This window comes from Candidatus Methylomirabilota bacterium, from assembly GCA_035709005.1.
Taxonomy (GTDB): domain Bacteria; phylum Methylomirabilota; class Methylomirabilia; order Rokubacteriales; family CSP1-6; genus 40CM-4-69-5.
The window spans coordinates 25,297-47,692 of the sequence record DASTFB010000071.1; the positions used below are offsets into that span (position 1 = coordinate 25,297).

Below are 22,396 nucleotides of genomic sequence, written 5' to 3' on the forward strand. Positions count from 1 at the left end.
GGCCCGCGGGCGAGCAGGATCGCGCCGCGATTTCTTGCGGCGGCGGCGAAGCCTTTCGAGAATGGCGACATGCCGACAGCGCGAATGCTGGCGCGACGCCGCCTCGGGCCGCTGTGCCTGGTGGCCGCGCTCGCTGCGTGCGCCACGCCGGTGCGCACGCGTCCCGTCCCCGTTGCCGTCGGCAACGAGGAGTCCGGGCTGGCGTCCTGGTATGGCCATCCCTTCCACGGCCGGCGGACGGCGAGCGGGGAGGTCTACGACATGCGTCGCATGACCGCCGCGCACCGCACCATGCCGTTCGGGACCTGGGTGCGCGTGACCAACCTCGACACGGGGCGATCGGTCGACGTCCGCATCAACGACCGGGGGCCGTTCAAGAGGGGACGCATCATCGATGTGTCCTACGCGGCCGCGCGCGTCCTGGGGGCGGTAAGTCGGGGAGTCATTCCCGTGCGCGTGCGGGTGATCGCGCTTTCCGACGAACGGGTGGGGGAGCGCTAGCCTGGAAAATTCGCGAAAGATGAAAGAGAAGAGCCACCGAGCCCCTCGAAGGTGCTATAGAAGCGGTGTTCAGGCGTTTCTATGCACAAGTGCGAGGAGGCTCGATGGCCACACCCTGTATAGCGCAAGTCACCTTCCAGGGCGAGGGATTCGTAAGGCCGGTCGTCGCCCGCTTCGACACGCCTCACGCCAGTTCCGATGGCGGCGCCATCCTGCTCAAGAGCGTCGATACCCACCTGGGCCTGACCAAGCGGTTGGCTGGCTGTCTGGTCGACGAGCGCCAGCCCGGCAAGATCCGGCATCAGACTATCGAGCTGATTCGCCAGCGCGTGTTCGGGCTGGCCTGTGGCTACGCCGACTGCAACGACGCCGCCCGGCGGGCCGACGACGCCATCCACAAACTGCTGGTCGAGCGCGATCCCCTCGCCGGGCTCGCGCTGGCCTCGCAGCCGACGCTGTCGCGGTTCGAGAACGCCGTCGGGTGGCCGGAATTGCGCGACATGGCGCACGCGCTGGCCGACACCGTGATCGCGCAGCAGCAGCGGCGGCTCAAGGGGCGCGCCGCCCGGATCACGATCGACCTCGATCCCACCGACGACCCGACCCACGGCCAGCAGGAGTTCACCTTCTTCAATGGCCACTACGACACCTGGTGCTACCTGCCCGTGGTGGCCACCGTGACCTTCAACGAGGAGGCCGAGCAGTTCGCGGTGGCGGCGGTGCTGCGGCCGGGCAATGCGCCCGCCGGGCGTGGCGCCCGCGGGATCTTGCGCCGCTTGCTGGCCAAGTTGCGGACGGCCTTTCCGACGGCCACGTTCCGGGTGCGCTTGGACGGCGGCTTTGCCAGCCCCAAACTGTTCGCGTTCCTGGAGCGCGAGCAGGTCGAGTACGTCGTGGCGATGGCCAGCAATCCTCGGCTCGCGACGCGCGCCCGCCGGCTGATGGGCAAGGCCCGCGTGCGCTCGCGCCAGACGGGCCAGACCGCCCATCTGTACGGCGAGACGCGGTACGCCGCGGAGAAATGGACCCACAAGCGGCGCGTGATTATCAAGGCCGAGGTCGTCCGCCATCCGGGCCGCGCCCCCAAGAACAACCCGCGCTTCGTCGTTACCAACCTCGCCGACCCCCCTCAGGCGGTTTACGAGTTCTACTGCGGACGGGGCGACGTGGAGAACCGGCTCAAGGAGCTGCATCACGGGCTGGAGATGGACCGAACCAGTTGCTCGCGCTTTCTGGCCAACCAGTTCCGCGTGCTGCTCACGCTGGCCGCCTACATCTTGCTCCAGGACCTGCGCCGTCGGGCGGCCACGACCACCTGTGCCGACGCCCAGGTCACCACGCTGCGCGAGCGGCTGATCAAACTGGCGGTGTGGGTCGAGCGTTCGGTGCGGCGGATCGTGCTGCACCTGCCCACGACGTTTCCCTGGCTCTCGACGTGGCGCCAGATCGCCCGCGCCGTCGGCGCGACCTTGTAGCGAGCGCCCGCCAGTACCCGACACGCCCGACCCCGACCGGTGCCTCTCCGGCCACCTCTCTGCAGCGTCTCGCACAAGGCCGCGCGGTGGCACTGCGCTTCGCGGTGGCCGAATCGTCGCTCCGAAATCATCTCTCGGCCCCAGAAGCTGGTCACTACGGCCGCTCTTGGGCCCGGCGAACATCATTGCGGTGCACCTTCATGCATAGGTCAGGCTAGGGCTGGCCGAGCAGCGTGTCGATCTGCGCCAGTAGCTCTCGCGTCTCGAACGGCTTGAGGTGCAGGCCTCGCACGCCCAGGTGCTTCGCGGTGTGCGGGTTGATGACGTTGGCCAGCCCGGAGACCACGATCACCGGAATTTCGGCGGCCGCCGGCTTCTTGCGGAGATTGAAGAGGAACTGGATGCCGTCGAGCTCCTTGGGCGGCATGACGACGTCGAGCACGATGAGGGCCGGGTGCAGCCGGTCCACGACGTCGAGCGCCTGAGATGCCCGCGGTACCCCGGTCACCTCGTAACCGTGGCTCTCGATCGCGAGCACCAGCAGCTCGAGAAGTGTGGGCTCATCCTCGATGACCAGGACGTGTGGCATCACAGAGGCCAGGCAAGCAACAGGCTTGCCGGGCCAGCGTCGGTAGACAAAACGCGCAGTTATGGCCCTCGAGGGTCGAGGGCGAAAGGGAGCTTCTCCCACTCTGGCGCGCCAGATTGGCTGGAGTATCCTACCCGCCGCCGGCCACTCCGGCGAAGGGGGTCACGAGTCATGGCGGTCACACGGAGCTACATCGATCTCGCCAGGGACCGATCACGCGGCATCGACGCCTTGCGGGGGAGCAGCGTGCCGGCGGTCTTCTCGGACGCCGTGCGGGTGGAGCTGCCCGGCTGCTCGCTGATCTTCATTTCCGGCAAGGTGGCCACCGACGCGGAGGGCCGCGTGGTCGGCCGGACCATGAAGGAGCAGACACGTCAGGTTCTCGACAACATCAAGGCCGTGCTGGAGCAGGAGGGCGGTAGCTTCGACGACGTGGTGCGTGTTCGCGTCTACGTGACGCAGCTCGACCAGCAGTCCCTGCGCGACATCCACGAGGTCCGCGCCGGCTATTTCCGTGAGGGGCGTTACCCGGCCAGCACCCTGGTACGCGTCGATCAGCTCGTGCGCGACGGCGCCCTCATCGAGATCGACGCCGACGCCGTGCTGGCGAGCCGCTGACCTGCTCGGGCGTCCCGCCTGGGGTCCGGCCAGGACATATTCGGGCAAGACTGCCCGCACCGGGGTTACCCTATAGCCGTAACACTATGAAAATCCAGCGCAGCGCTCTGGCATGGATGTTGCGGTCCCCAAAGGGCCGGGAGGGACGTTCTCCCGGAAAGAGGATCGCGATGCGCTGGGGGATTGCCGCCGTGGTGGTGGGCTTCGGTGTGATGGCTCTGCCGGGCTTGGCGTCCGCGCAAGGGGTCGAGATCAAGGCGCCGGCGCCCACGCAGCGGGCCCCCGAGCCGATCGTGATCCCGCCGGGCGATCACGGTGAGGTGACCCGTCCCAGCGATGCCGATTACTACCCGAATCCCCCGAAAGTCCGGCACGAGCCGGCCTTCATCGGGCCGCTGTCGGTGAAGAGCCCCGAGACCTCGCGCCGGGCCGGCCTGGCCGGTTGGACCGCCCCCAGCGCGCCGGTGGGGCCCGCGCAGATCAGCCGCGAGGTCAGCGGCTGGTTCGCCTTCGGCTTGGCGTTCGAGCTGGGCGGTCCCCCTGGCGAGACCGAGGAGCGTCCCTGAGGATGACGCGCCCCTGATGCCGCTCCTCAAGGGCAATCTGCACGCCCATACCACCTTCTCGGACGGTCTGCTGTCGCCGCACCACCTGGTAGAGGAATACGAGCGGCTGGGCTACGACTTTCTCGCCATCACCGACCACGACGACCTGATCGGTGCAGCGTACTGGCAGGCGCTCGAGCGGCTGGCGCCCGGGCTGCTGCTCTTTCACGGCGTGGAGCTCAGCTACACCGCCTTCCCGCAGCACGTGGGGAAGGTTCTGGGCGATCGCGAGACGCTCTACGTGCTGAATCATCCGGCGCGCTACAAGCTATCGCTGGAGGAGACGCTCCGGCGGATGGAGGTCATCCGGGCCGACGGCCTGCACCTCGAGGCCATCGAGGTCACCGACACCGGGCTCTATCGGCCCGTCTACCACACGGATGAGATCCCGCTGGTCAAGCTCGCCACCGACGACGCTCATAAGCCCGTGCACTTCGGACGGGCCTGGATCGAAGTCGAAGCCATTCGAGAGCGCGACGCGATCATCCGGGCCATCCGGGCTGGCGACTTCCAGCTGGGCTTCCGGCAGGCCGAGCTCCCGAGCTAGCCCGAGCGCGCGCCGGCCGGGGCGCCTGTGATAGCCTTGGCCCGCCAACAGGCGGGAGCCACGGATGCGGACGATCCAGATCGGTCACAGCCCGGACGCCGATGACGCCTTCATGTTCTATGGCCTCACCGCCGGGAAGGTGGCGATCCCCGGCGTTCAGATCGAGCACGTGCTGGCGGACATCGAGTCGCTGAACCGGCGCGCTCGCTCCTCCGAGCTGGAGGTCACCGCGATCTCCGCCGCCGCCTACACCCTCGTCGCCGATCGCTACCGACTCATGGAGGCCGGCGCCTCCATGGGCAAAGGGTACGGGCCGATCCTGGTCGCGCGCGAACCGGTCGCGCGCGAACGCCTCGCCGACCGCGTCGTGGCCATTCCCGGCAGCCACACCACGGCTTCCTTGCTGCTCCGACTCTACCTGCCCGAGGAGCCGCCTCTCATCGAAGTGGCCTTCGACAAGATCCCCGACGCCGTGCTGGAAGGGCAGGCCGACCTCGGGCTGCTCATCCACGAGGGGCAGATCACCCATGAGACGATGGGGCTGGTGAAGGTCATGGACTTCGGCGAGGCCTGGCAGCGGGACACCGGGCTGCCGTTGCCGCTGGGCGTGAACGTGATGCGACGCGATCTCGGGGAGGCGCTGCACCAGGCCATCTCGCGTGGGCTGCGCGAATCCATCGCCTGGGCACACGCCAACGTCGACGAGGCGCTGGCCTACGCCATGCGTTACGCGCGCGGCATCGACAAGGAGACCTGCAGGCGCTTCGTGCTGATGTACGTCAACGACTACACGGTCACGCTGGGCGCCGAGGGCCGGGCCGCCCTGGAGCGGCTGTACGTGATGGCGCATCAACGGGGCTTGATCCCCGCCGTGCCCCCGCTGGATCCCGTCTAGCCACCTCGACCAGCCTGCCTACCAGGCCCGGACGACGTCGTAGGTCGTGGTGCGCTGGACGGGGGTGAATCCGGCCTCCCGGATCAGCGTGGTGATCTCCTCGACGGTGATCGTGTTCACGTAGTCGGCGGCCTTGTGGACGTTCTCCTCGAACAGCGTGCCCCCCCAGTCGTCGGCGCCGAAATGCAGCGCGATCTGGCCCGTCCGCTTGCCCTCGGAGAACCACGAGGCCTGGATGTGGTCGACGTTGTCCAGGTAGAGCCGGGACACGGCCAGCATCCTCAGGTAGGCGTTGGGGCCCTGGTACTGCTTGATCCACTTCTCCAGCAGCGTGTTCCCCGGCTTGAACGACCACGGTACGAAGGCGGTGAAGCCTCGGTGCCGATCTTGAAGATCGCGAATGGCGTCGAGGTGATCCAGGATGTCGTCCGGCTCCTCGACGTGGCCGTACATCATGGTGGCCGTGGACCTGAAGCCGCGCCGGTGCGCTTGTCGGTGCACGTCGAGCCAGGCGCCCGGACCGCCCTTCTTGGGCGCGATGCGGCGGCGGACCCGTTCGGAGAGCACCTCGGCGCCGCCGCCCGGAATCGTCCGCTGGCCCGCGGCCCACAGCCGATCCAGGACGTCCTCGATCGAGAGCCCGGCGACCTGGGCCATGGTCTGGATCTCGGAGGCGGTGAAGAAGTGCGGGGTGATGTCGGGAAAGCGGCGCCGGGTTTCTCGCACGAGGGTCAGGTAGTACTCGAGCGTCAGGGCCGGGTTGTGCCCTCCCTGCAGCAGCACCGTGGTGGCGCCCCGGGCCGCCGCCGCCTCGATCTTGCCGAGCACCTCGTCCACCGACAGCGTGTAGGCCTCGGGATCGCCGGGCTTCCGGTAGAATGCGCAGAACTGGCAGTCGGTGACGCACACGTTGGTGTAGTTGGGGTTGGAGTCGATCACGAAGGTGACGGCCCGCTCGGGCAGGCGGGCCCGCCGGACCTCGTCGGCCAGCTCCCCGGCCTCGAGTAGCGGCGCCCGGGTGAGCAGCCAGCGGCCCTCCTCCCGATCCAGACGCTTTCCCTGGAGCGCCTTGTCGCGAATCCGTTCGGGCGTCGGCTCCACGCGTCGTCTCCGTTCAGCGTGCCGGCGTCCGGGCCCCGGCGTGATCCCGCGCGGCCTGGTGGTCGGGGAACGTGCGGCTCAATTCCAGATCTGGACGACGTTGTAGAGCGCGTCGCGCTCGACCGCGGTCTTGCCGGCGTCGTGGATCATCCGCAGCAGGTGCTCGCGGGCCAGTCCGGCCGGGGTCTGGGCCCCGGCCATGTGCTGGATACGCTCGTCTTCCAGCGTGCCGTTGACATCGTCGGCCCCGAAATGCAGCGCGACCGACGTGGTGTCTTCGCCGAGGACGACCCAGTAGGCCTCGACGTGCGGGAAGTTGTCCAGCAGCAGCCGGGCGGCGGCGATGGTGCGCAGGCTGTCCGTGGGCGGCGTCTGCCGCGGCCGCAGCCGGGTCGTCCCGACCTGGTAGGCGAGGGGAACGAAGGTGAGGAAGCCGCCCGAGGCGTCCTGCTGCTCGCGGAGCCGGAGCAGATGGTCCACGCGCTCGGCCATCGTCTCCACGTGGCCGTAGAGCATAGTGGCGTTGGTGGGGATGCCCAGCGCGTGGGCGATGCCGTGGATCTCGCACCACCGGTCGGCGTCGGCCTTGCCGGTGTAGCGAAGCGCGCGGGCCAGGCGTGGTGAGAAGATCTCGGCGCCGCCGCCAGGCATGGACATGAGCCCTGCCGCCTTGAGCCGAGTCAGCGTCTCCTTGGGCTCGAGCTTCCAGCGCCGCCAGAAGTAGTCGATCTCGGCGGCCGTGAAGGCCTTGATCTGCACGCCGGGATGGGCCGCGTGGATGCCGCCGATCATGCGCTCGTAGTACTCGAAGGGCCAGTCCGGGTGATGGCCGCCCACGATGTGCACCTCGCGGACTCCTTCGCGGACCATGGCCACCATGTCCTCGATGGTGTGCTCGTAGGCGCCGGCCGCGCCTTTCTTGCGGGCGAAGTCACAGAAGGCGCAGGACAGCACGCACACGTTGGTCGGGGTGATGTGGCGGTTGATGACGAAGTAAACGCGATCGCCCTCGCGCTGGGCTTTGGCCCAATCGGCGAGGCGCCCCACCCCGAGCAGGTCGTCCGTCTCGAACAGCGTCAGGCCGTCCTCACGGCCCAGACGCTCGCCGCGGCTGAGCTTCTCCCACAGCGGCTGCAGGCGCGGATCCGCGAAGCGCACGCCACGCTCCTCCTCTCGAGCGGTCGGTCGCTGTGACTCTAGCGAGCGGGCTCCCCGAGTGTCAAGGAATGCCCCGGTGAACGTCGGCGCGGCGGCTGCCGGCGTCAATCGCCGAACAACCACTGGGGAAACCAGAGCGCGATCTGGGGGAACAGGATGACGAGCGCCAGGGCGATGAGCTGGATGACCATGAAGTCGGCCATGCCCCGATAGATCAGGCGCAGGTCCCACTGGGGCACGACTTGCTTGAGGTAGTAGGCCGACATCGCCACCGGGGGCGACAGGTACGCGGTCTGTAGATTCACGGCGAGCAGCGCGCCGAACCAGACGGGGTCGTACTTCAGCCCCTGGATCACCGGGTAGAAGATGGGCAGGAAGACCAGGATGATGGCCGGCCACTCGAAGGGCCAGCCCAGGACGAAGATCAGCCCCATGACGATGAGGAGCATGGCGAACGGCGGGACGGGCATGCCGATCAGGGTTTTGGTGATGACGCCGGCCGAGCCGAGGCGGGCGAACACCGCGCCGAAGACATTGGAGGCGACGGCCAGCAGCAGGACCATGCTCGACGTGGCGAGCGTGTTGAAGGCCGCGGTCCTGAGCCCGGGCAGGGTGAGGCGGCGGTAGAGCGCGGCCAGGATGAGGGCGCCGGTGGCGCCGACCGAGGCCGCCTCGGTCGGGGTGGCCAGGCCGCCGAGGATGCTGCCCAGGGTGGCCGCGATGAGCAGGGCCAGCGGCAGGGTGCCGATGACCACCTCGCGGATAATCTCGACGGTCGAGACTCGCTCGTTCAAAGGCACGGGCGGCCCCACGCGCGTGTCCGTGTAACTGCGGACGAGACAGTAAGCGATGTACAACGAGGCCAGCAGGAGCCCCGGCCCGAGAGCGGCGGCATAGAGCTTGGCCACGGAGACGCCCATGACGGGCCCCATGACGATCAGCATGACGCTGGGCGGGACGAGGATGCCCAGAGTGCCGCCGGCGGCGATGGCGCCGGCCGACAGCCGCGGGCTGTAGCCGCTCTTCATCATGACCGGCGCCGCCATGATCCCGAGCACGGTCACTGCGGCTCCCACGATGCCGGTGGCCATGGCGAACACCGTCGCGGTAAGGATCACGCCCAGGTAAAGCGAACCGCGGAGCGGGGCGAAGGCCAGGCGGAAGGCCCGGAACAGGCGCTCCATCAGGCCGGCTTGCTCGGTGACGTAGCCCATGAAGATGAAGAGCGGGACGGCGGCCAGCACCTCCTCCTTCATGAGCCCGATGGTCTGGAAGTAGCTGAGGTCGAACACCCGGGCGCCCAGGCCGATCCAGCCGAAGGTCAAGGCCAGGAACAGCAGCGTGAAGGCGATGGGGAAGCCGATGAAGATCACGAGGATCATCACGGCCAGCATGACCAGGCCGAGGATCTCGTGGCCGGTCAAACCTGGATGGCCTCGGTCTTGACCAGGACCCGGCCGGTCAGAGCGGCGTAGAGGCTCTTGAGGAATTCCGAGACCCCCTGGATCATCAGGAGCAGTGCCGCCAGCGGCACGGAGGCTTTGAATGGCCACAGGATGGGCCGCCACGCCGTCTGCTCCGAAAGCTCGCCGATCTCCCACGAATAGATGGCGTCGTCGATGCTGGAGGCGAAGTACATCACCATCGCCGGGAAGAAGAAGACCAGATAGGCGGTGGCGTCGATGACGCCTTTCTTGCGAGTCGAGTACTTCTCGTAGAAGAAATCGGTGCGGACGTGCGCGCCCTTGACCAGGGCGTAGGCGGCCCCGAGCATGAAGTGGCTGCCGTACAGCATGTAGGAGAGGTCGTAGGCCCAGAGGGTGGGGGCGTTGAACCCGTACCGGGCGACGACTTCGTAGGCGAGCCCGAAGGCCAGGGGCAGGATCATCCACGCGAAGAGCTTGCCACTCCACTCGCTGAAGGCGTCGATGGTCCGGATGACCCGGACGAATCCGGGGGGCCCCTGTCTCATGGGCCGGGCGGCCTCCTGACGACTCCTGGCTCGAGCCGAGAAAAGCGAGGGGCTAGCGGCCGGCTAGCCCCTCGCACGCGATGGCGCCCGCCCGTTGCTACTTCTTGCCGACCGGCTTGGCCGCCGGCGCGGCGGCCTTCTTGACCGGCCAGTAGTGATTGGCGGCAAAGTCGTAGGGCGGGAACAGGAACCGCTTGGCGGGGACGACCACTCCCGCGTACTGGCGCTGAGATTCCAGGACCTTCTTGAAGAACGGGTCTTTTTCCGCCTCCCGCGCCGCGATCCTGTCCCAGGTCTTGAGGAACTCGACCAGGATGTCGGGGGGAGTCTTCAACACCTGTACCTTGTGCTTTTCCACGAATTCCTTGAGGGCGTCGGCGTTCTGCCGTTGCCACTTCGCGTACCAGAGGATGAGGGCCTCTGTCGTCGCCGACTTGATGATCTCCTGGTGTTGCGGCGACAGGCTCTTCCAGATGTCGCCGTTGATCAGGATCTCGCCCACCGTCACCGGCTCGTGCATTCCGGGGGTGTAGTGGTATTTCCAGATGTTGTGGAACCCCAGGCGGAGATCCTCGATGCCGCCCACCCACTCCGCGCAGTCGATGACGCCCCGCTCGGCCGCGGGCAGGATCTCGCCTCCGGGCAGGTTCACCACGCGCATGCCCATCTCCGTGTAGATCTCGGCCGAGATGCCGGTCTGGCGGCACTTCATGCCCTTGAAGTCGGCAAAGTTCTTGATGGGCCGCTTGAACCAGCCGAGTGCCTGGGGGCCGGTGGGAAACGCCGGCAGCGGGATCACGTTGAGCTTGAGCACGTCCCGATAGAACTGCTGGTACAGCTCCAGGCCGCCCCCCTGGTACATCCAGCCGAGGTAGTCGACGACGTCCATCCCGAAGTTGCCGCCGGGGCCGCCGGTGAACAGCACCGCCGTCTTGTTCTTGCCGACCCAGTAGTACGCCACCGTGTGGGCCCCGTCGATGACCTTCTTGCTGGTGGCGTCGAGGACCTCGAAGGCGGGGACGACCGTTCCCGCGGGCATGGGCTCGATCTTGAGCTGCCCGTTGGAGAGCTTCGCCACCCGCTCGGCGAAGAACTGGAGGTGCTCGTAGATCGTCAGCGAGGCCGGCCAGCTGGCCTGGATCTTCAGCACGGTGGGAGCCTGGGCGGTAGCCGGCGGGGGCGCCGGTCCGTCGGCGACCAGGCCGGCGATCGCCGCCAGGACCGTCAAGACTACGAAAACCGCCGGGCGGGGAATCGACAGGCGTTGCCTCATGGGAGCACCTCCACGGAGTGTCGGAGCGATCATGCGCCGAGTCGGCAGGCTCGCCGCCGACGCGGCGGAGTGTAGGCGACCGCTCGAAGCAAAGTCAAGGCGGCCGGGCGATCCGGCTCGCTGCGCTGTGGTATCCTACGCCGGCATGGCGGCGGCCCGCAGGTACTTCGACGACATCGCGGTCGGCGAGGCGTACGAGTCGCCGGGACGGACCGTCACCGAGACCGACATCGTTCTCTTCGCCGGGCTGTCGGGCGATTACAACATCCTCCACACCGATGCCGAATTCATGAAGCAATCCATCTTCGGTGAGCGCATCGCCCACGGGCTGCTGGGGCTGGCCATCCAGGCCGGGCTCTTCACCCGCGCCACCCCCGCCTACGCCACGCTGGCCTTCGTGGGATTGCGCTGGAAGTTCAAGAACCCCATCAAGATCGGCGACACGATTCGTGTCGTCGCCAGAGTCGTCGCCAAGAAGGAGACGTCCAAGCCCGACCGGGGCCTCGTCACGCTGGAGCGCAGGGTCCTGAATCAGCGGGGCGAGGTGGTGCAAGAGGGCGAGACGGACCTCATGGTCGAACGCCGGTCCTCGCCCAAGTCCTGACGGCCCGCCCGATGACGGGGCCGGCCCGCTGGTACTTCGAGGACGTGAAGGTGCACGACATCCAGGAGACTCCGGCCATGACCCTCACCGAGGCTCACGTGGCGCTCTACGCCGGCGTCGCTCAAGAACCCGTCACCGATCCGCACACGGTGCCGGCCTTCCTCCCCTTGTGCCTGACGACCGGGCTGGGCTGGCGCTTGACCCAGCCGCCCCTGGCGGTGCTCGCGTTCCTCAGCGTCGAGTGGGAAATCGTCGCGCCGCTGCAGGTGGGCGACACCATCCACAGCCGAGCGAAGACGGCCCTCAAGCGCTCGATGCGCGAGGGCGGCGTGGTGGTGGAAGACCGCGAGGTGATCAATCAGCGCGGAGAGGTCGTCCAGAAAGGGCGCTTCACGTTCCTGGTAGCCAAGCGGCCCGCGACCTGACGCGCGCCGTGCTAGACTGACCGCCGCCAACACCGCCGAGGGAGGCCCGTCGTGATGACCTTCGATCCGCGCCACAACAGCCGCACGCTCCTGGACGGCGCTGACCGCGCCGCCGCCCGCTCGTACTTCAAGGCCATCGGCTTCACCGACGAGGACCTGACCCGGCCGCTGGTGGGCGTGGCCCACTGCTGGATCGAGATCACGCCGTGCAACTGGAACCACCGGAAGCTCGCCGAGAAGGTGAAGGAAGGGATCCGGGCGGCGGGCGGGACTCCCATCGAGTTCAACACCATCTCCGTCACCGACGGCATCTCGATGGGGACCGAGGGCATGAAGGCGTCGCTCATCAGCCGCGACATCATCGCCGACTCCGTCGAGCTGGTCGTGCGCGGCCACCTCCTGGACGCGTTCGTGGGGATTTCGGGCTGCGACAAGACCATCCCCGCCATGGTGATGGCGATGGCCCGCCTGAACCTGCCCAGCGTGATGCTGTACGGAGGATCGATCCTCTACGGCGAGTACAAGGGCAAGCGGCTGACGGTGCAGGACGTGTTCGAGGCGATCGGGGCCCACAACGCGGGCCGCATCGATGCCCGCGAGCTGCGCGAGATCGAAAGCCGGGCCTGCCCGGGCGCCGGGGCCTGCGGCGGACAGTTCACCGCGAACACCATGGCCACCGCCTTCGAGATGCTCGGCGTGTCGCCCATGGGCTTCAACGACGTGCCCGCCGTGGATCCGCAGAAGGACGAGGTCGCCTTCCAGACGGGGCGGCTGGTCATGGATCTGCTCCGGCAGGGGCCGCTGCCCAGGCAGATCATCACCCGCAAGGCCCTGCACAACGCCATCGCCGGCGTCATGGCGACCGGCGGCTCCACCAACGCCGTGCTCCACCTGTTGGCCATCGCCCGCGAGGCCGGCGTCAAGCTCACGATCGACGAGTTCGATCAGGTGTCCCGCAAGACCCCGCTGCTGGCCGACATGAAGCCCTGGGGCGCCTACACGGCGCCCGAGATGCACGCGGCGGGCGGCATGGCGGTGGTGGCCAAGCGGCTGCTGGAGGCCGGCCTCCTGCACGACAAGGAGATGACTGTCACCGGCAAGACTATCGGCGACGAAGCGCGGGCGGCGCGCGAGACGCCCGGCCAGAAGGTGATCCACCCCTTGCGCGATCCACTCAAGGGCTACGGCGGCCTGGCCATCCTGCGCGGTAACCTGGCCCCGGCGGGCTGCGTGGCCAAGGTCTCGGGTCAGACACGCGAGCTGCACCGCGGTCCGGCCCGGGTCTTCGATCGCGAAGAGGATGCGTTCGCGGCAGTGAAGGCCGGAAAGATCAAGGCCAACGACGTGGTGGTCATCCGCTATGAGGGACCCCGCGGCGGGCCGGGGATGCGGGAGATGCTGCACGTCACCGGGGCCATCCAGGGGGCCGGGCTCGGGCAGACGGTGGCCTTGATGACGGACGGCCGCTTCTCCGGTGCCACTCACGGCTTCATGATCGGCCACGTCGCCCCCGAAGCCGCCGAAGGCGGGCCCATCGCCGCCCTCCGCAATGGCGACATCGTCGTGATCGACATCAAGAAGCGTCGTCTGGACGTGGAGCTGTCCGCGGCCGAGCTCAAGCGCCGGCTCAAGACGGTCAAGCCGCCCAAGCCACGGTATCGGTGGGGCGTGATGGCCAAGTACGCCCGGCTGGTCTCCAGCGCCTCGGAGGGCGCAGTCACCGGATAGTCGTCGGAGGGGGCCTCGAACGGCCCCCTCCGAGGCCTCCCCCAGGAAGGATTGCGCGGGCGAAGCCCGCGCCCGGACGCGGTAGCATAGCCGGGTGGGGCCGATGCTTGCCGCTGAAGGAATCAGCCCAATCTTTCTGGGGCTGCTGGACGTCGAGCCGGTGGCGAGGATGAACGTGCTCGACGTGGGCACGGGGCAGGGGCGGCTGGCCCTGGCGCTGGCGCCCCGGTGCCGGCGGGTGATCGGCATCGATCGCGATGCCGGCCTCATCGACGAGGCGCGGCGCCGCGCTCGTGCCGCCGGTCTGGGCAATGCTGAATTCCTCGTGGCCGACGCCGACCAGGTGGAGTTCACGGCGATCGCTGCCGATCGACTCGACCTCGTCACCGCCCATCTCTTCCTGTCCGACCCGCTGGTGGAGAAGGCCAGCCGGGCGCTGAGCGCGGGCGGCGTGCTGGCCGTGGTGGGCTTTCACACGGACCAGTGGCGCGAGACGGGGCGCCCCTCCCGCTTCGCCTACGATGAAGAACGGGTGCGCCGGCTGCTGACCGCCTGGGGCTTCGCGGTGGAGCATCTGGAGGTCGAGCGCGAGGTGCGGACGTTCGACTCGCTGGAGTCGGCGCTGGCCGCCGTCGTGGCGTTCGAGGACCGCTGGCGGGCCGACGGCCGCTGGTTCCGCTACATCGGCTACCTGGAAGACGGCGGACGCCAGTTGACCCGCGCCTGGCTCATTGTGAAGGCCCGACGGCGATGAACCTGGTTGGCGCGGTCCGGACCCGGGCCATCAAGGAGCGGGCCCTGGACCTCGGTTTTCAGCGGGCCGCGGTGGGACCGGCGACGCCACCGCCGCACGCGGACGCCTTCGAGCGCTGGCTGGACGCGGGCTACGCGGGCGGCATGACGTACCTCGAACGGACCCGGGCCGAGCGCGTCGACCCCGAACGCCTGCTTCCCGGGGCGCGTTCCGTCGTCGCGGTCGCTCTCAACTACGCCCCGGCCGGCGACGCGCCCGGGGACTGGCAGCCGGTGGCCCGCTATGCGCGGGGGCGCGACTACCACGACGTCATGCGGCCGAAGCTCAGCTCGCTCGCCGCCTTCATCGACACGGCGGGTCCTGGCGTGCGGAGCCGGGCTGCCGTCGACACCAGCGCCGTGCTCGAGCGCGATCTGGCGGCGCGCGCGGGCCTGGGCTGGATCGGCAAGAACACGAATCTGCTGTCGCCCGAGCTCGGCTCCTATTTCTTCATCGGCATCGTCCTGACCACGGCCGACCTGGAGCCGGATGGGCCGCAGCCCGACCGCTGCGGCAGTTGCGCCGCCTGCCTGGAGGCTTGTCCCACCCAGGCCTTCGTGGGGCCCTACCTCCTGGATGCGCGACGGTGCATCTCCTACCTCACCATCGAGCACCGCGGCCAGATCCCGACCGCTCTCGCCGAGCGTTTGAGCGACTGGGTCTTCGGTTGCGATGTCTGTCAGGAGGTCTGCCCCTGGAACCGCAAAGCGCCGGCCAGTTCCGAGCGGGCCTTCGCTCCCGCCGCGCCACTGGGTCCGCTGGCCGATTTGCTCGACCTCGACGAGAAGCGCTTCCGCAGCCGCTTCCGGCGCAGCGCCCTCTGGCGCGCAAAGCGCGGCGGGCTGGTGCGCAACGTGGCCCTGACGCTGGGCAGCCGGCGCGACACCGGGACGGCGTCGGCGCTGGAGCGTCTGGCCAGCGACGCCGACGCCATCGTGAGCGGCGCCGCCGCCTGGGCGCTCCGTCGCATCCGCGACGCGTGATCGCCGGGGCGCGGTATGTCCGGCCCCCTTCGCCTCCAGCACCTCGATCATTTCGGCGTCGATGTCGCCGATCTCGAGAGAGCGGAGCGGTTCTATACCGAGATCCTGGGCATGACCGTGCAGATGCGGCTGCCCGACCAGGTGCTCCTGCGCTATGCCGACGGGGCCTGCGCCCTGTTCCTCAAGCCGGACCGCCGGCCGGGCGGCCGCGAGCTGATCGAGCATCCCCTCGGCGAGTCGCATCATGCCTTTCGGGTGGCGCCGACCGACCTGGCCCGCGCCCGCGTGCTCTTCGGGGAGCGCGGGGTGCCCCATCACGCGCCCATCGACTGGGGCGACCACGACTGCCTCTATTTCCTGGATCCCGACGGCAACCTGCTGGAGCTCGTCGCCTACCGGTAACGGTCGACCCGCCCGTGACCTGGCCGGCCTGCGTGCTACAATTTCTTGCGTCATGGCCGTTCTCAAGGTCGCCCGCTTGGGTCACCCCGTGCTCCGACGGCGTGCCGAGCCCGTCTCCCTCGAGGCGCTACGCTCGCCCGAGGTCCAACGCTTCATCGACGACATGATCGAGACCATGCGGGAATACGACGGGGCCGGGCTGGCCGCCCCCCAGGTCCATACGCTCAAGCAGATCGCCGTGATCGAGGTGCAGGCCAACCCTCGCTACCCCCAGGCGCCCCACATCCCGCTCACGGTGATCGTCAATCCGGTGGTTACCCCGCTCACCGACGAGACCGAGGAAGACTGGGAAGGCTGCCTGAGCGTGCCGGACATGCGGGGCGTGGTGCCGCGGTACACGGCCGTGCGCCTGGAGTGCCTCGATCGGTCGGGTCAGCCGATGGACGTCGTCGCCAAGGACTTCTTCGCTCGCGTCATCCAGCACGAGACCGACCACCTCAACGGCATCGTTTATCTCGACCGGATGCGCGATCTGGCCACCCTGAGCCACATCGCCGAGTGGCAGAAGCACTGGCTTGGAATCCGAGAACAAGCCGATTAGTGACATGGGGGGCCCCGAGATGGCCCCCCATACCCCCCCGCGCTCGGCGCGCCCCGGCCAAGCCGGGGCGCCCCTCGAGATGACGTTGGCGGACACGGGGGGCCCCGAGATGGCCCCCCATGCCCCCCCGATGGCGGGCCCCGGGGCCGTGCTCGCGGTCGTGAAGGACCTGTTCTTCGTCGCCCGGATCCGGGAGACGGCACGCCTGGTCGGGGTGCCGCTCACCTTCGCCCGCACGGTCGAGGAGGTGGGGGAGGCCCTGTCGGGGCGTCCGCGGTTCGCCCTGCTGGATCTCACGGCGGGGTTCGACTACGACCGGATGTTCTCGACCCTGGCGGGTAGCGCGGTGCCCGTGCTGGCCTTCACCACCCACGCTCTGGCTCGCCAGACGCAACCCTGGCACGCTCGCTGCGCCCGCGTGGTGACCAAGGAGACGCTGACGGCGCAGCTTCCCAGCCTGCTTCGCGAGGGGGTGGCGGCATGACGGCCGAGGAGTTCGTGGCGAGGCTCGACGCCCAGAACCGGGCGCTGCTGGAGCGGCTGGCGCCCGATGACACGCTCAAGCCCGAGGTCGAGGGCGAGCTCACCGTGGCGAACCTGCTCAAGGTCGCCCTCAAGAACGAGCTGGAGGCGACCGAGATCGCCGCGCGCTGGCTCGTCGCCACCGAGGACGTCGACGTGAAGCTGGCTCTGGCCCGCCAGGTCGGCGACGAGGCCAAGCACTACCGGATGATCGCCGACCGGCTTCGCGCCCTCGGCGTCGACCTCGCCGGCTTCGATCCGCTGGCCAAGGGATGGGGCCCGCTGTTCTCGTACCTGGACACGCTCCAGACGACGGTCGAACGGGTCGCGGCCGGCCAGTTCACTCGCGAAGCGATCGCCGTCGTCAAGAACCGCCAGTTCATCGAGTTCTGCGAGCGGGCCGGGGACCGAGAGACGGCCGGCCTGTACCGCGAGGTCATCGAGCCCGACGAGGGCTACCACCACGAGCTCGGGCGCCGGCTGCTGAGCCGCTTGGCCGTCACTGCCCAGGCTCAGACCGCGGCGGCGCGCGCGGCGCGGCGGACGCTCGAGTTGGCCGAGGAGCTGCAGCACAAGGTCCTGCTCAGCGCGGGAATCCACCACGCGCCGGGCTGCTGATGCCAGAGCGGCTATTCGCTGACCTGGTCCGGCTCCCCCACCAGGCTCTGGACCTCGGGCTGGGCGCCCTGCTCATCGCGCAGATCGAGCATCCCGGCCTGTCACTCGCCCACTCGCTCATACGCCTGGACGAGCTGGCGGCGGCGTCGGGCGCGGCCCGCGTCGGCGATCCACTGAAGGCGCTGCATCGGCTCCGGGAGTTCCTCTTCGAGGAGGAGGGCTTCACAGGGAACGTCGACGACTACTACGACCCTCGCAACAGCTGTCTCAACGACGTCCTGGAGCGGCGGATGGGTATTCCCATCACGCTGTCCGTGGTGCTGATGGAGGTGGGCCGACGGGTTGGCCTCAACATCGTGGGAGTGGGGTTGCCCGGCCATTTCGTCGTCCGCGCCGAGGTGGGCTCGGAGCCGGTATTGCTGGATCCCTTCGACGGCGGAGCGCTCCTCACTCCCGAGCGGGCCGCCGACCTGGTGGCGCGGGCCGTCGGACGGCGCATCCCGCTGACCGACGCGCATTTCGCCCCGGCCAGCAAGCGGCAGATCCTCAGCCGGATGCTGATGAACCTGCGCGGCATCTACTGCCGTCGCGAGGCATGGGACAAGGCGCTGGCGGTCTTCGATCGGCTCCTGGCTGCGGACGAGCGCTCGGTCGTCCACCGGCGCGATCGCGGGACGGTCCTGCTGAAGCTGGGCCAGCCGCACCAGGCGGCGGCCGACTGGGGACACTATCTGCGCGAGTGCCCGAACGCCGAGGACGCCGAACTCGTCCGCCGCGACCTCCGGCGACTTCGGACCCGTCTGGCGGCGCTGAATTGAATCGGAGGGGGCCTCGGCCGCCCCCTCCGAGGCCTCCCCCAGGAAACTGCTGCGCCGGCAAAGCCGGCGCTCGGATCGCGTGACCGAGGGTAGACTGGCGGGGTGAGGTTTCGGGCGCGGTGGGCGGTGGCGTGGGTCGTGATCGCCGTGCTCGTCGTGTCCGGCTGCGCGTCGCGGCAGGTGGCCCCCATCGGCGCCGGCGGACAACCGTTCCGTCCCGAGGCCGACGAGCGCGCGCTCTGGAGCCGGGCCGAGAAAGAAGAGCAGGCCCTGCTCAAGCGCGCCGAAATGTACGACGACCCCCTGCTCGAGGAGTACCTGAGCAGCATCGCCGATAGGCTCGTGCCCGACGAGGTTCGCGCTGCCGGCGGCCCGGGGATCAAGGTCGGTGTCATCCGCGATCCGACGCTCAACGCGTTCGCGATGCCCAACGGGAAAGTCTACGTCCACACGGGCCTGCTCAGCCGTCTGGAGAACGAAGCCCAGTTGGCGACGATCCTCGGCCACGAACTGACCCACGTCACTCACCGTCACGCGCTCCGGTTCGCCCGGGACGCGCGCACCAAGCAGACGCTCTACACGGTGGGGGCCATCGCCGCCAGCATCGGCGTGGCCGTGGCCGCGGGCTCGGCGATGCAATCGGGCGATCACGTCGGCACGGCCGTCCTGAGCCAGACCGCCAATGCCGTGCTGGGGCTCGGGCTGGCGCTGGCCACCGTGGCTGCCATCCAGGGCTACGGTCGCGACCTCGAGCGCGAGGCCGACCGCGCGGGCCTGGAGCAGCTCGTCCGTGCCGGCTACGACCCCAACGAAGCTCCCAGGGTCTTCGCCCTGCTGCTCGCCGAGGCAGGTGATCGGGGTCCCGTGGAGACATTCTTCTTCGGCAGCCACCCCCGGCTACAGGAGCGGATCGAGACGACCACGGCCCTGGTGAACGCGAAGCACGCGGGGGCAGCGGGCCAGGCCGAGCGGATCCGGCAGACGGCGGCGTTCGAGCTCAGGACGCGCACCGTCGTGCGCGAAAACGCGTACGAGGACATCCGGATGGGGCGCTTCGCGCTCGCCCAACGCCAGCTGGACCGGGTCCTGGCGGTGACGCCTCGTGATCCGATCGCCCACATCTATTATGGCGACCTCCACCGTCTGCGCTCCCAGCGGGCCCGGAGCCTGGACGACAAGAAGCTCGAGGCGCGGCAGTCCCTGGCGCGCTACGAGCAGGCGGCCGCTCTCGACCCCGCCTTGCCGGATCCCTGGCGGCAGCTCGGCTTCCTGTACTACCAGGAGAAGGACCAGGAACGGGCCAGGCGCGCGTTCGAGCAGTACCTCGCTCTCAAGCCCGACGCCGCCGACGCCGGCCGCATCAAGGAGTACCTGCTCGAACTGGACCGCTGATCTGAGCAAGACAGGCGCCGCAGCGGCACGCATCGTCGGGCTGGTGGTCATGCTGTTCCTGGGCTGGCAGGTCGCGGCACGCGGCCTGAGCTACCAGGCCCCCGGCCTGCTCCTCGGCATTCTGGATGGTGCCAACTTCATCTTTCACGAGGCCGGGCACATGTTGTTCGTCTTCTTCGGACCGGTGCTGCAGGCGCTCGGCGGCTCGCTGACGCAGATCGCGATCCCACTGGCCTGCACGCTGTCGTTCTGGCGGCGGCGCCGACACGCGGCCGCGGCGGCCACGCTGTTCTGGGCGGGTGAGAGTCTGACCCACGTGGCGATCTACATCGCCGACGCCCGCGCCATGGTCCTGCCGCTTCACGGCGGGCCAGCGGTCATCCACGACTGGCGCTACCTGCTCGCCCGCGCGGGTCTCGTCGACGCGGCACCGGGCCTGGGCCAGGCCGTGGGGGGCCTGGGGCTGCTGGTGATCCTCGCGGCCCTTGGCGTCCTGGCCGTCGATCTCCTCCGGATTCTCGGCGCGCCCGACCCTGCGGAGCCGGACCCGCGGAGCCCGACGCCCGAGGCCGGGCCGACCGGTCAGTGACCGCGCAGGCGCTCGATGAGGGTGCGGTCCGCGGGCGGGAACCGGTAGGCCGGCAGGGCGTCGGCGTCGACCCATTCCATCCGCTGGGCCTCCCGGGCAACGATGGCCCCGGACTCCAGCCGGCAGTCGTGGAAGTGGATCACCACGGTGCGGTCGGGATACTCCCACCGCACGGTGTCGACGAGAGGGCCGACGCTGAAGGTCGCCGACAGCTCCTCCGTCAGTTCACGGCGCAGACACGTGGCCGGCGTCTCGCCCTGCTCGAGCTTGCCGCCGGGGAACTCCCACAAGCCGGCAAGGTGTGACCCGCGCCGCCGCTGCGTGATGAGGTAGCGTCCCCGGGCGTCCCGAATCAGGGCGGCGGCGACCTCGATCTCCAGCGGCATCGTCAGCGGAGGGCGGCGCCGTGTAGGGGATAGCTCACGCAAAGCCCCCGGAGGGGACATGTTCGGCACGCTGGTTTCCTGGCCGTACAGTGGGTTGCGCCGAAGTCCATAAGGGCCTGGTTGAAATCGTACCCGCGCCCGTTCGGCACCAGCCTGGCCGCCAGGTCCCAGTACGGCCCGTCTCCCCGCAGGTGCCGGGCTCGTCGACGTCCGACGAACACCCGGCCCAGAACCCGGCGCACGTTGGTGTCCAGCACCGCGGTGTCGGCATCATATGCGAAGGCTCGGATGGCACCGGCGGTGTAGCGCCCGATACCCGGCAGGGTGCGAAGCCGCTCATCGCTGTCGGGAAGACGCCCACCGTACCGGGCAAGCGTTTCCCTGGCAATCTGTCGGAGCCGGATCGGCCGAGCGTTGTACCCCAGCGGATACCAGAGGCGACGCACCTCGTCGACGCGGGCCCCGGCCAGAGCCCGCATCGTGGGGTAGCGGCGCAGGAACTCGTGGTACTTGGGAATGACGCGGTCCACCTGCGTCTGCTGCAGCATGATCTCGGAGACGAGGACGCGGTAGGGGTTACGGGTGCGTCGCCACGGCAGGTCGCGTCCGTGCCGGGCGTACCATGCGAGCAGCCGGCGCCGGAAGGCGCGCACGGTGGCGGCAGGCAGTTTCAGCACGGCGCGCAGTCTAGCACGACGGCGTAGAATGGAGCCGATGACGGCGCATCGCTTGCCGCTCCACGATCAGCATGCGGCGGCCGGGGCGCGGTTCGCCGAGCCCTGCGGGCTCGAGCTGCCGCTGGACTACGGCGATGCGGCCGGGGAATACGCGGCGGTGCGCACCGCGGCCGGTCTGATGGATGCGAGCGATGTCGGCGTGGTCGAGGCGACCGGCCGCGACCGCGCCGCCTTCCTGCAGGGCATGCTGAGCAACGACGTCAAGGCGCTGATGCCCGGCCACGGCTGCCGGGCCGCGTTTCTCGACGTCCACGGCAAGATCCGGACATTGCTCCTGGTGTGGGTCCTGGAGGATCGCATCCTGCTCGTGACGCCTCACGGCATGGCGGCCAAGACGGTTCAGGACCTCGATCAGTTTCTGTTCTCGGAGAAGGTCGCCCTCCGCGACGCCACGGGCGAATCGACGCTGCTGCTGCTGGCCGGCCCGGACGCCCCCGCGCTGGCCGGGCGCGTGACCGGCACGGCTGTCCCCGAAGCCCCCTGGGCGCACGCCACGGCAACGGCGCAGGGCAGCGACGTCCGGCTGGTACGCGGGACGGGGGAGACCGGAGAGCCGGAGGTGTGGATCGTCGCTGCCGCGGACGCCGGGGCGGCCCTGTGGCCGGCGCTGCAGCGAGCCGGCGCCCGGCCGGTGGGCCTCACCGCGCGGGAATCGCTGCGCATCGAGACGGGCATCCCGCGCGTCGGCCACGACGTCGACCAGTCGGTTCTGCTGCCCGAGATCGACCTTCACGATCTCGTCTCCTACACGAAGGGCTGTTACCTGGGCCAGGAGGTCATCGTGAGGATCCGCGATCGCGGGCACGTGAACCGGCATCTGCGCGGTTTGCAGATCGAGGGCCGGGCGGTTCCCTCTCCGGGAGCTGCCATCGTCGCGGCCGGCCAGGAGGTTGGCCGGGTGACCAGCGCGACGTGGTCCTTCGGATTCGGGCGCCCCCTCGCCCTCGGCTTGATCCGGCGGCGGTACGCCGAAGCGGGCAGCCCGGTCACCGTCCACACGCCGACCGGCGAGCTCGCGGCCAAGGTGTCCGCGCTGCCCTTCACGCGCTGAGGCCATACCCGAC

At 69.2% G+C, this 22,396-nt stretch carries 27 protein-coding genes; 19 read left to right on the plus strand and 8 right to left on the minus strand.

Going from position 1 to position 22,396, the window contains the following annotated elements; genetic code table 11:
* Positions 1–69 precede the first annotated feature (69 nt).
* Together VFR64_11155 and VFR64_11160 are read left to right on the plus strand one after the other, a co-directional pair.
* On the plus strand, positions 70–501 hold the full coding sequence (locus VFR64_11155; GenBank protein ID HET9490298.1) for a septal ring lytic transglycosylase RlpA family protein: 432 nt from the start codon (positions 70–72) through the stop codon (positions 499–501).
* A 104-nt stretch (positions 502–605) separates the two neighbouring features.
* Entirely contained in the window at positions 606–1,976 is a 1,371-nt protein-coding gene (locus tag VFR64_11160; protein HET9490299.1) for an IS1380 family transposase, read from the plus strand.
* 214 nt (positions 1,977–2,190) lie between these two features.
* On the opposite strand, the gene VFR64_11165 is transcribed toward VFR64_11160, so the two are convergent.
* A complete protein-coding gene (locus tag VFR64_11165; protein ID HET9490300.1) occupies positions 2,191–2,565 on the minus strand; it encodes a response regulator in 375 nt (124 codons plus the stop codon).
* 171 nt (positions 2,566–2,736) lie between these two features.
* Here VFR64_11165 and VFR64_11170 point away from each other — a divergent pair, with 171 nt between their 5' ends.
* From VFR64_11170 to VFR64_11185, 4 genes are all read left to right on the plus strand, one after another.
* Complete coding sequence (locus VFR64_11170; protein ID HET9490301.1) at positions 2,737–3,183, plus strand: RidA family protein; 447 nt, start codon at positions 2,737–2,739, stop codon at positions 3,181–3,183.
* A gap of 170 nt (positions 3,184–3,353) precedes the next feature.
* Positions 3,354–3,749 carry a hypothetical protein gene (locus VFR64_11175; protein ID HET9490302.1) on the plus strand — a complete coding sequence of 132 codons (396 nt, stop codon included), beginning with the start codon at positions 3,354–3,356 and terminating at the stop codon, positions 3,747–3,749.
* A 16-nt stretch (positions 3,750–3,765) separates the two neighbouring features.
* Positions 3,766–4,335: a PHP domain-containing protein gene (locus VFR64_11180; protein HET9490303.1), complete on the plus strand. Its 570-nt coding sequence runs from the start codon at positions 3,766–3,768 to the stop codon at positions 4,333–4,335.
* A gap of 64 nt (positions 4,336–4,399) precedes the next feature.
* A complete protein-coding gene (locus VFR64_11185; protein HET9490304.1) occupies positions 4,400–5,230 on the plus strand; it encodes an MqnA/MqnD/SBP family protein in 831 nt (276 codons plus the stop codon).
* Positions 5,231–5,248: 18 nt separating this feature from the next.
* On the opposite strand, the gene mqnC is transcribed toward VFR64_11185, so the two are convergent.
* From mqnC to VFR64_11210, 5 genes are all read right to left on the minus strand, one after another.
* Positions 5,249–6,331, minus strand: coding sequence for a cyclic dehypoxanthinyl futalosine synthase (gene mqnC / locus VFR64_11190; GenBank protein ID HET9490305.1), 1,083 nt, complete (start codon positions 6,329–6,331; stop codon positions 5,249–5,251).
* A gap of 78 nt (positions 6,332–6,409) precedes the next feature.
* A complete protein-coding gene (mqnE, locus tag VFR64_11195; protein ID HET9490306.1) occupies positions 6,410–7,489 on the minus strand; it encodes an aminofutalosine synthase MqnE in 1,080 nt (359 codons plus the stop codon).
* Positions 7,490–7,593: 104 nt separating this feature from the next.
* Positions 7,594–8,913 (minus strand): TRAP transporter large permease subunit, encoded by a 1,320-nt coding sequence (locus VFR64_11200; GenBank protein HET9490307.1) that lies wholly within the window; start codon positions 8,911–8,913, stop codon positions 7,594–7,596.
* A complete protein-coding gene (locus VFR64_11205) occupies positions 8,910–9,461 on the minus strand; it encodes a TRAP transporter small permease subunit (protein ID HET9490308.1) in 552 nt (183 codons plus the stop codon). The genes VFR64_11200 and VFR64_11205 overlap by 4 nt, the downstream gene beginning before the upstream one ends.
* A gap of 97 nt (positions 9,462–9,558) precedes the next feature.
* Positions 9,559–10,734 (minus strand): TRAP transporter substrate-binding protein, encoded by a 1,176-nt coding sequence (locus VFR64_11210; protein ID HET9490309.1) that lies wholly within the window; start codon positions 10,732–10,734, stop codon positions 9,559–9,561.
* 145 nt (positions 10,735–10,879) lie between these two features.
* On the opposite strand from VFR64_11210, the gene VFR64_11215 reads away from it, so the two are divergent.
* From VFR64_11215 to VFR64_11270, 12 genes are all read left to right on the plus strand, one after another.
* Positions 10,880–11,338 carry a MaoC/PaaZ C-terminal domain-containing protein gene (locus VFR64_11215; protein HET9490310.1) on the plus strand — a complete coding sequence of 153 codons (459 nt, stop codon included), beginning with the start codon at positions 10,880–10,882 and terminating at the stop codon, positions 11,336–11,338.
* An 11-nt stretch (positions 11,339–11,349) separates the two neighbouring features.
* Positions 11,350–11,763, plus strand: coding sequence for a hypothetical protein (locus VFR64_11220; GenBank protein HET9490311.1), 414 nt, complete (start codon positions 11,350–11,352; stop codon positions 11,761–11,763).
* 54 nt (positions 11,764–11,817) lie between these two features.
* Positions 11,818–13,491, plus strand: coding sequence for a dihydroxy-acid dehydratase (gene ilvD, locus VFR64_11225; GenBank protein HET9490312.1), 1,674 nt, complete (start codon positions 11,818–11,820; stop codon positions 13,489–13,491).
* Positions 13,492–13,594: 103 nt separating this feature from the next.
* On the plus strand, positions 13,595–14,245 hold the full coding sequence (locus VFR64_11230) for a class I SAM-dependent methyltransferase (protein HET9490313.1): 651 nt from the start codon (positions 13,595–13,597) through the stop codon (positions 14,243–14,245).
* Positions 14,242–15,267, plus strand: coding sequence for a tRNA epoxyqueuosine(34) reductase QueG (queG, locus tag VFR64_11235; GenBank protein ID HET9490314.1), 1,026 nt, complete (start codon positions 14,242–14,244; stop codon positions 15,265–15,267). Before VFR64_11230 ends, queG begins: the two co-directional genes overlap by 4 nt.
* Before the next feature lie 15 nt (positions 15,268–15,282).
* Complete coding sequence (locus tag VFR64_11240; protein ID HET9490315.1) at positions 15,283–15,669, plus strand: VOC family protein; 387 nt, start codon at positions 15,283–15,285, stop codon at positions 15,667–15,669.
* Positions 15,670–15,721: 52 nt separating this feature from the next.
* A complete protein-coding gene (def, locus tag VFR64_11245) occupies positions 15,722–16,270 on the plus strand; it encodes a peptide deformylase (protein HET9490316.1) in 549 nt (182 codons plus the stop codon).
* A gap of 130 nt (positions 16,271–16,400) precedes the next feature.
* Positions 16,401–16,754, plus strand: a complete 354-nt coding sequence (locus VFR64_11250; protein HET9490317.1) for a hypothetical protein — start codon at positions 16,401–16,403, stop codon at positions 16,752–16,754.
* Positions 16,751–17,410, plus strand: a complete 660-nt coding sequence (locus VFR64_11255; GenBank protein ID HET9490318.1) for a ferritin-like domain-containing protein — start codon at positions 16,751–16,753, stop codon at positions 17,408–17,410. Before VFR64_11250 ends, VFR64_11255 begins: the two co-directional genes overlap by 4 nt.
* Positions 17,410–18,228, plus strand: a complete 819-nt coding sequence (locus VFR64_11260) for a transglutaminase-like domain-containing protein (GenBank protein HET9490319.1) — start codon at positions 17,410–17,412, stop codon at positions 18,226–18,228. Before VFR64_11255 ends, VFR64_11260 begins: the two co-directional genes overlap by 1 nt.
* 102 nt (positions 18,229–18,330) lie before the next feature.
* Entirely contained in the window at positions 18,331–19,620 is a 1,290-nt protein-coding gene (locus VFR64_11265) for a tetratricopeptide repeat protein (protein ID HET9490320.1), read from the plus strand.
* Positions 19,621–19,669: 49 nt separating this feature from the next.
* Positions 19,670–20,209 (plus strand): hypothetical protein, encoded by a 540-nt coding sequence (locus VFR64_11270; protein ID HET9490321.1) that lies wholly within the window; start codon positions 19,670–19,672, stop codon positions 20,207–20,209.
* Here VFR64_11270 and mutT read toward each other — a convergent pair.
* A complete protein-coding gene (mutT, locus tag VFR64_11275; GenBank protein ID HET9490322.1) occupies positions 20,203–20,595 on the minus strand; it encodes an 8-oxo-dGTP diphosphatase MutT in 393 nt (130 codons plus the stop codon). The two genes, VFR64_11270 and mutT, sit on opposite strands and share 7 nt — an antisense overlap.
* A 2-nt stretch (positions 20,596–20,597) precedes the next feature.
* On the minus strand, positions 20,598–21,272 hold the full coding sequence (locus tag VFR64_11280; protein HET9490323.1) for an A/G-specific adenine glycosylase: 675 nt from the start codon (positions 21,270–21,272) through the stop codon (positions 20,598–20,600).
* Positions 21,273–21,309: 37 nt separating this feature from the next.
* Between VFR64_11280 and VFR64_11285 the strand changes: the two genes are divergently transcribed.
* A complete protein-coding gene (locus VFR64_11285; GenBank protein ID HET9490324.1) occupies positions 21,310–22,383 on the plus strand; it encodes an aminomethyltransferase family protein in 1,074 nt (357 codons plus the stop codon).
* The last annotated feature ends 13 nt before the right edge of the window (positions 22,384–22,396 follow it).

What these genes read in the sequence shown, in the direction of transcription:
- VFR64_11255 (HET9490318.1), top strand. Translation starts at nt 16,751, where the DNA reads ATGACGGCCGAGGAGTTCGTGGCGAGGCTCGACGCCCAGAACCGGGCG.
- VFR64_11215 (HET9490310.1), top strand. Translation starts at nt 10,880, where the DNA reads ATGGCGGCGGCCCGCAGGTACTTCGACGACATCGCGGTCGGCGAGGCG.
- ilvD (HET9490312.1), top strand. Translation starts at nt 11,818, where the DNA reads ATGACCTTCGATCCGCGCCACAACAGCCGCACGCTCCTGGACGGCGCT.
- VFR64_11180 (HET9490303.1), top strand. Translation starts at nt 3,766, where the DNA reads ATGCCGCTCCTCAAGGGCAATCTGCACGCCCATACCACCTTCTCGGAC.
- queG (HET9490314.1), top strand. Translation starts at nt 14,242, where the DNA reads ATGAACCTGGTTGGCGCGGTCCGGACCCGGGCCATCAAGGAGCGGGCC.
- VFR64_11270 (HET9490321.1), top strand. Translation starts at nt 19,670, where the DNA reads ATGCTGTTCCTGGGCTGGCAGGTCGCGGCACGCGGCCTGAGCTACCAG.
- VFR64_11220 (HET9490311.1), top strand. Translation starts at nt 11,350, where the DNA reads ATGACGGGGCCGGCCCGCTGGTACTTCGAGGACGTGAAGGTGCACGAC.
- VFR64_11165 (HET9490300.1), bottom strand. Translation starts at nt 2,565, where the DNA reads ATGCCACACGTCCTGGTCATCGAGGATGAGCCCACACTTCTCGAGCTG.
- VFR64_11240 (HET9490315.1), top strand. Translation starts at nt 15,283, where the DNA reads ATGTCCGGCCCCCTTCGCCTCCAGCACCTCGATCATTTCGGCGTCGAT.
- mutT (HET9490322.1), bottom strand. Translation starts at nt 20,595, where the DNA reads ATGCCGCTGGAGATCGAGGTCGCCGCCGCCCTGATTCGGGACGCCCGG.
- VFR64_11230 (HET9490313.1), top strand. Translation starts at nt 13,595, where the DNA reads ATGCTTGCCGCTGAAGGAATCAGCCCAATCTTTCTGGGGCTGCTGGAC.
- VFR64_11285 (HET9490324.1), top strand. Translation starts at nt 21,310, where the DNA reads ATGACGGCGCATCGCTTGCCGCTCCACGATCAGCATGCGGCGGCCGGG.
- VFR64_11210 (HET9490309.1), bottom strand. Translation starts at nt 10,734, where the DNA reads ATGAGGCAACGCCTGTCGATTCCCCGCCCGGCGGTTTTCGTAGTCTTG.
- VFR64_11260 (HET9490319.1), top strand. Translation starts at nt 17,410, where the DNA reads ATGCCAGAGCGGCTATTCGCTGACCTGGTCCGGCTCCCCCACCAGGCT.
- VFR64_11170 (HET9490301.1), top strand. Translation starts at nt 2,737, where the DNA reads ATGGCGGTCACACGGAGCTACATCGATCTCGCCAGGGACCGATCACGC.
- VFR64_11185 (HET9490304.1), top strand. Translation starts at nt 4,400, where the DNA reads ATGCGGACGATCCAGATCGGTCACAGCCCGGACGCCGATGACGCCTTC.
- VFR64_11155 (HET9490298.1), top strand. Translation starts at nt 70, where the DNA reads ATGCCGACAGCGCGAATGCTGGCGCGACGCCGCCTCGGGCCGCTGTGC.
- def (HET9490316.1), top strand. Translation starts at nt 15,722, where the DNA reads ATGGCCGTTCTCAAGGTCGCCCGCTTGGGTCACCCCGTGCTCCGACGG.
- VFR64_11160 (HET9490299.1), top strand. Translation starts at nt 606, where the DNA reads ATGGCCACACCCTGTATAGCGCAAGTCACCTTCCAGGGCGAGGGATTC.
- VFR64_11250 (HET9490317.1), top strand. Translation starts at nt 16,401, where the DNA reads ATGGCGGGCCCCGGGGCCGTGCTCGCGGTCGTGAAGGACCTGTTCTTC.
- VFR64_11205 (HET9490308.1), bottom strand. Translation starts at nt 9,461, where the DNA reads ATGAGACAGGGGCCCCCCGGATTCGTCCGGGTCATCCGGACCATCGAC.
- VFR64_11175 (HET9490302.1), top strand. Translation starts at nt 3,354, where the DNA reads ATGCGCTGGGGGATTGCCGCCGTGGTGGTGGGCTTCGGTGTGATGGCT.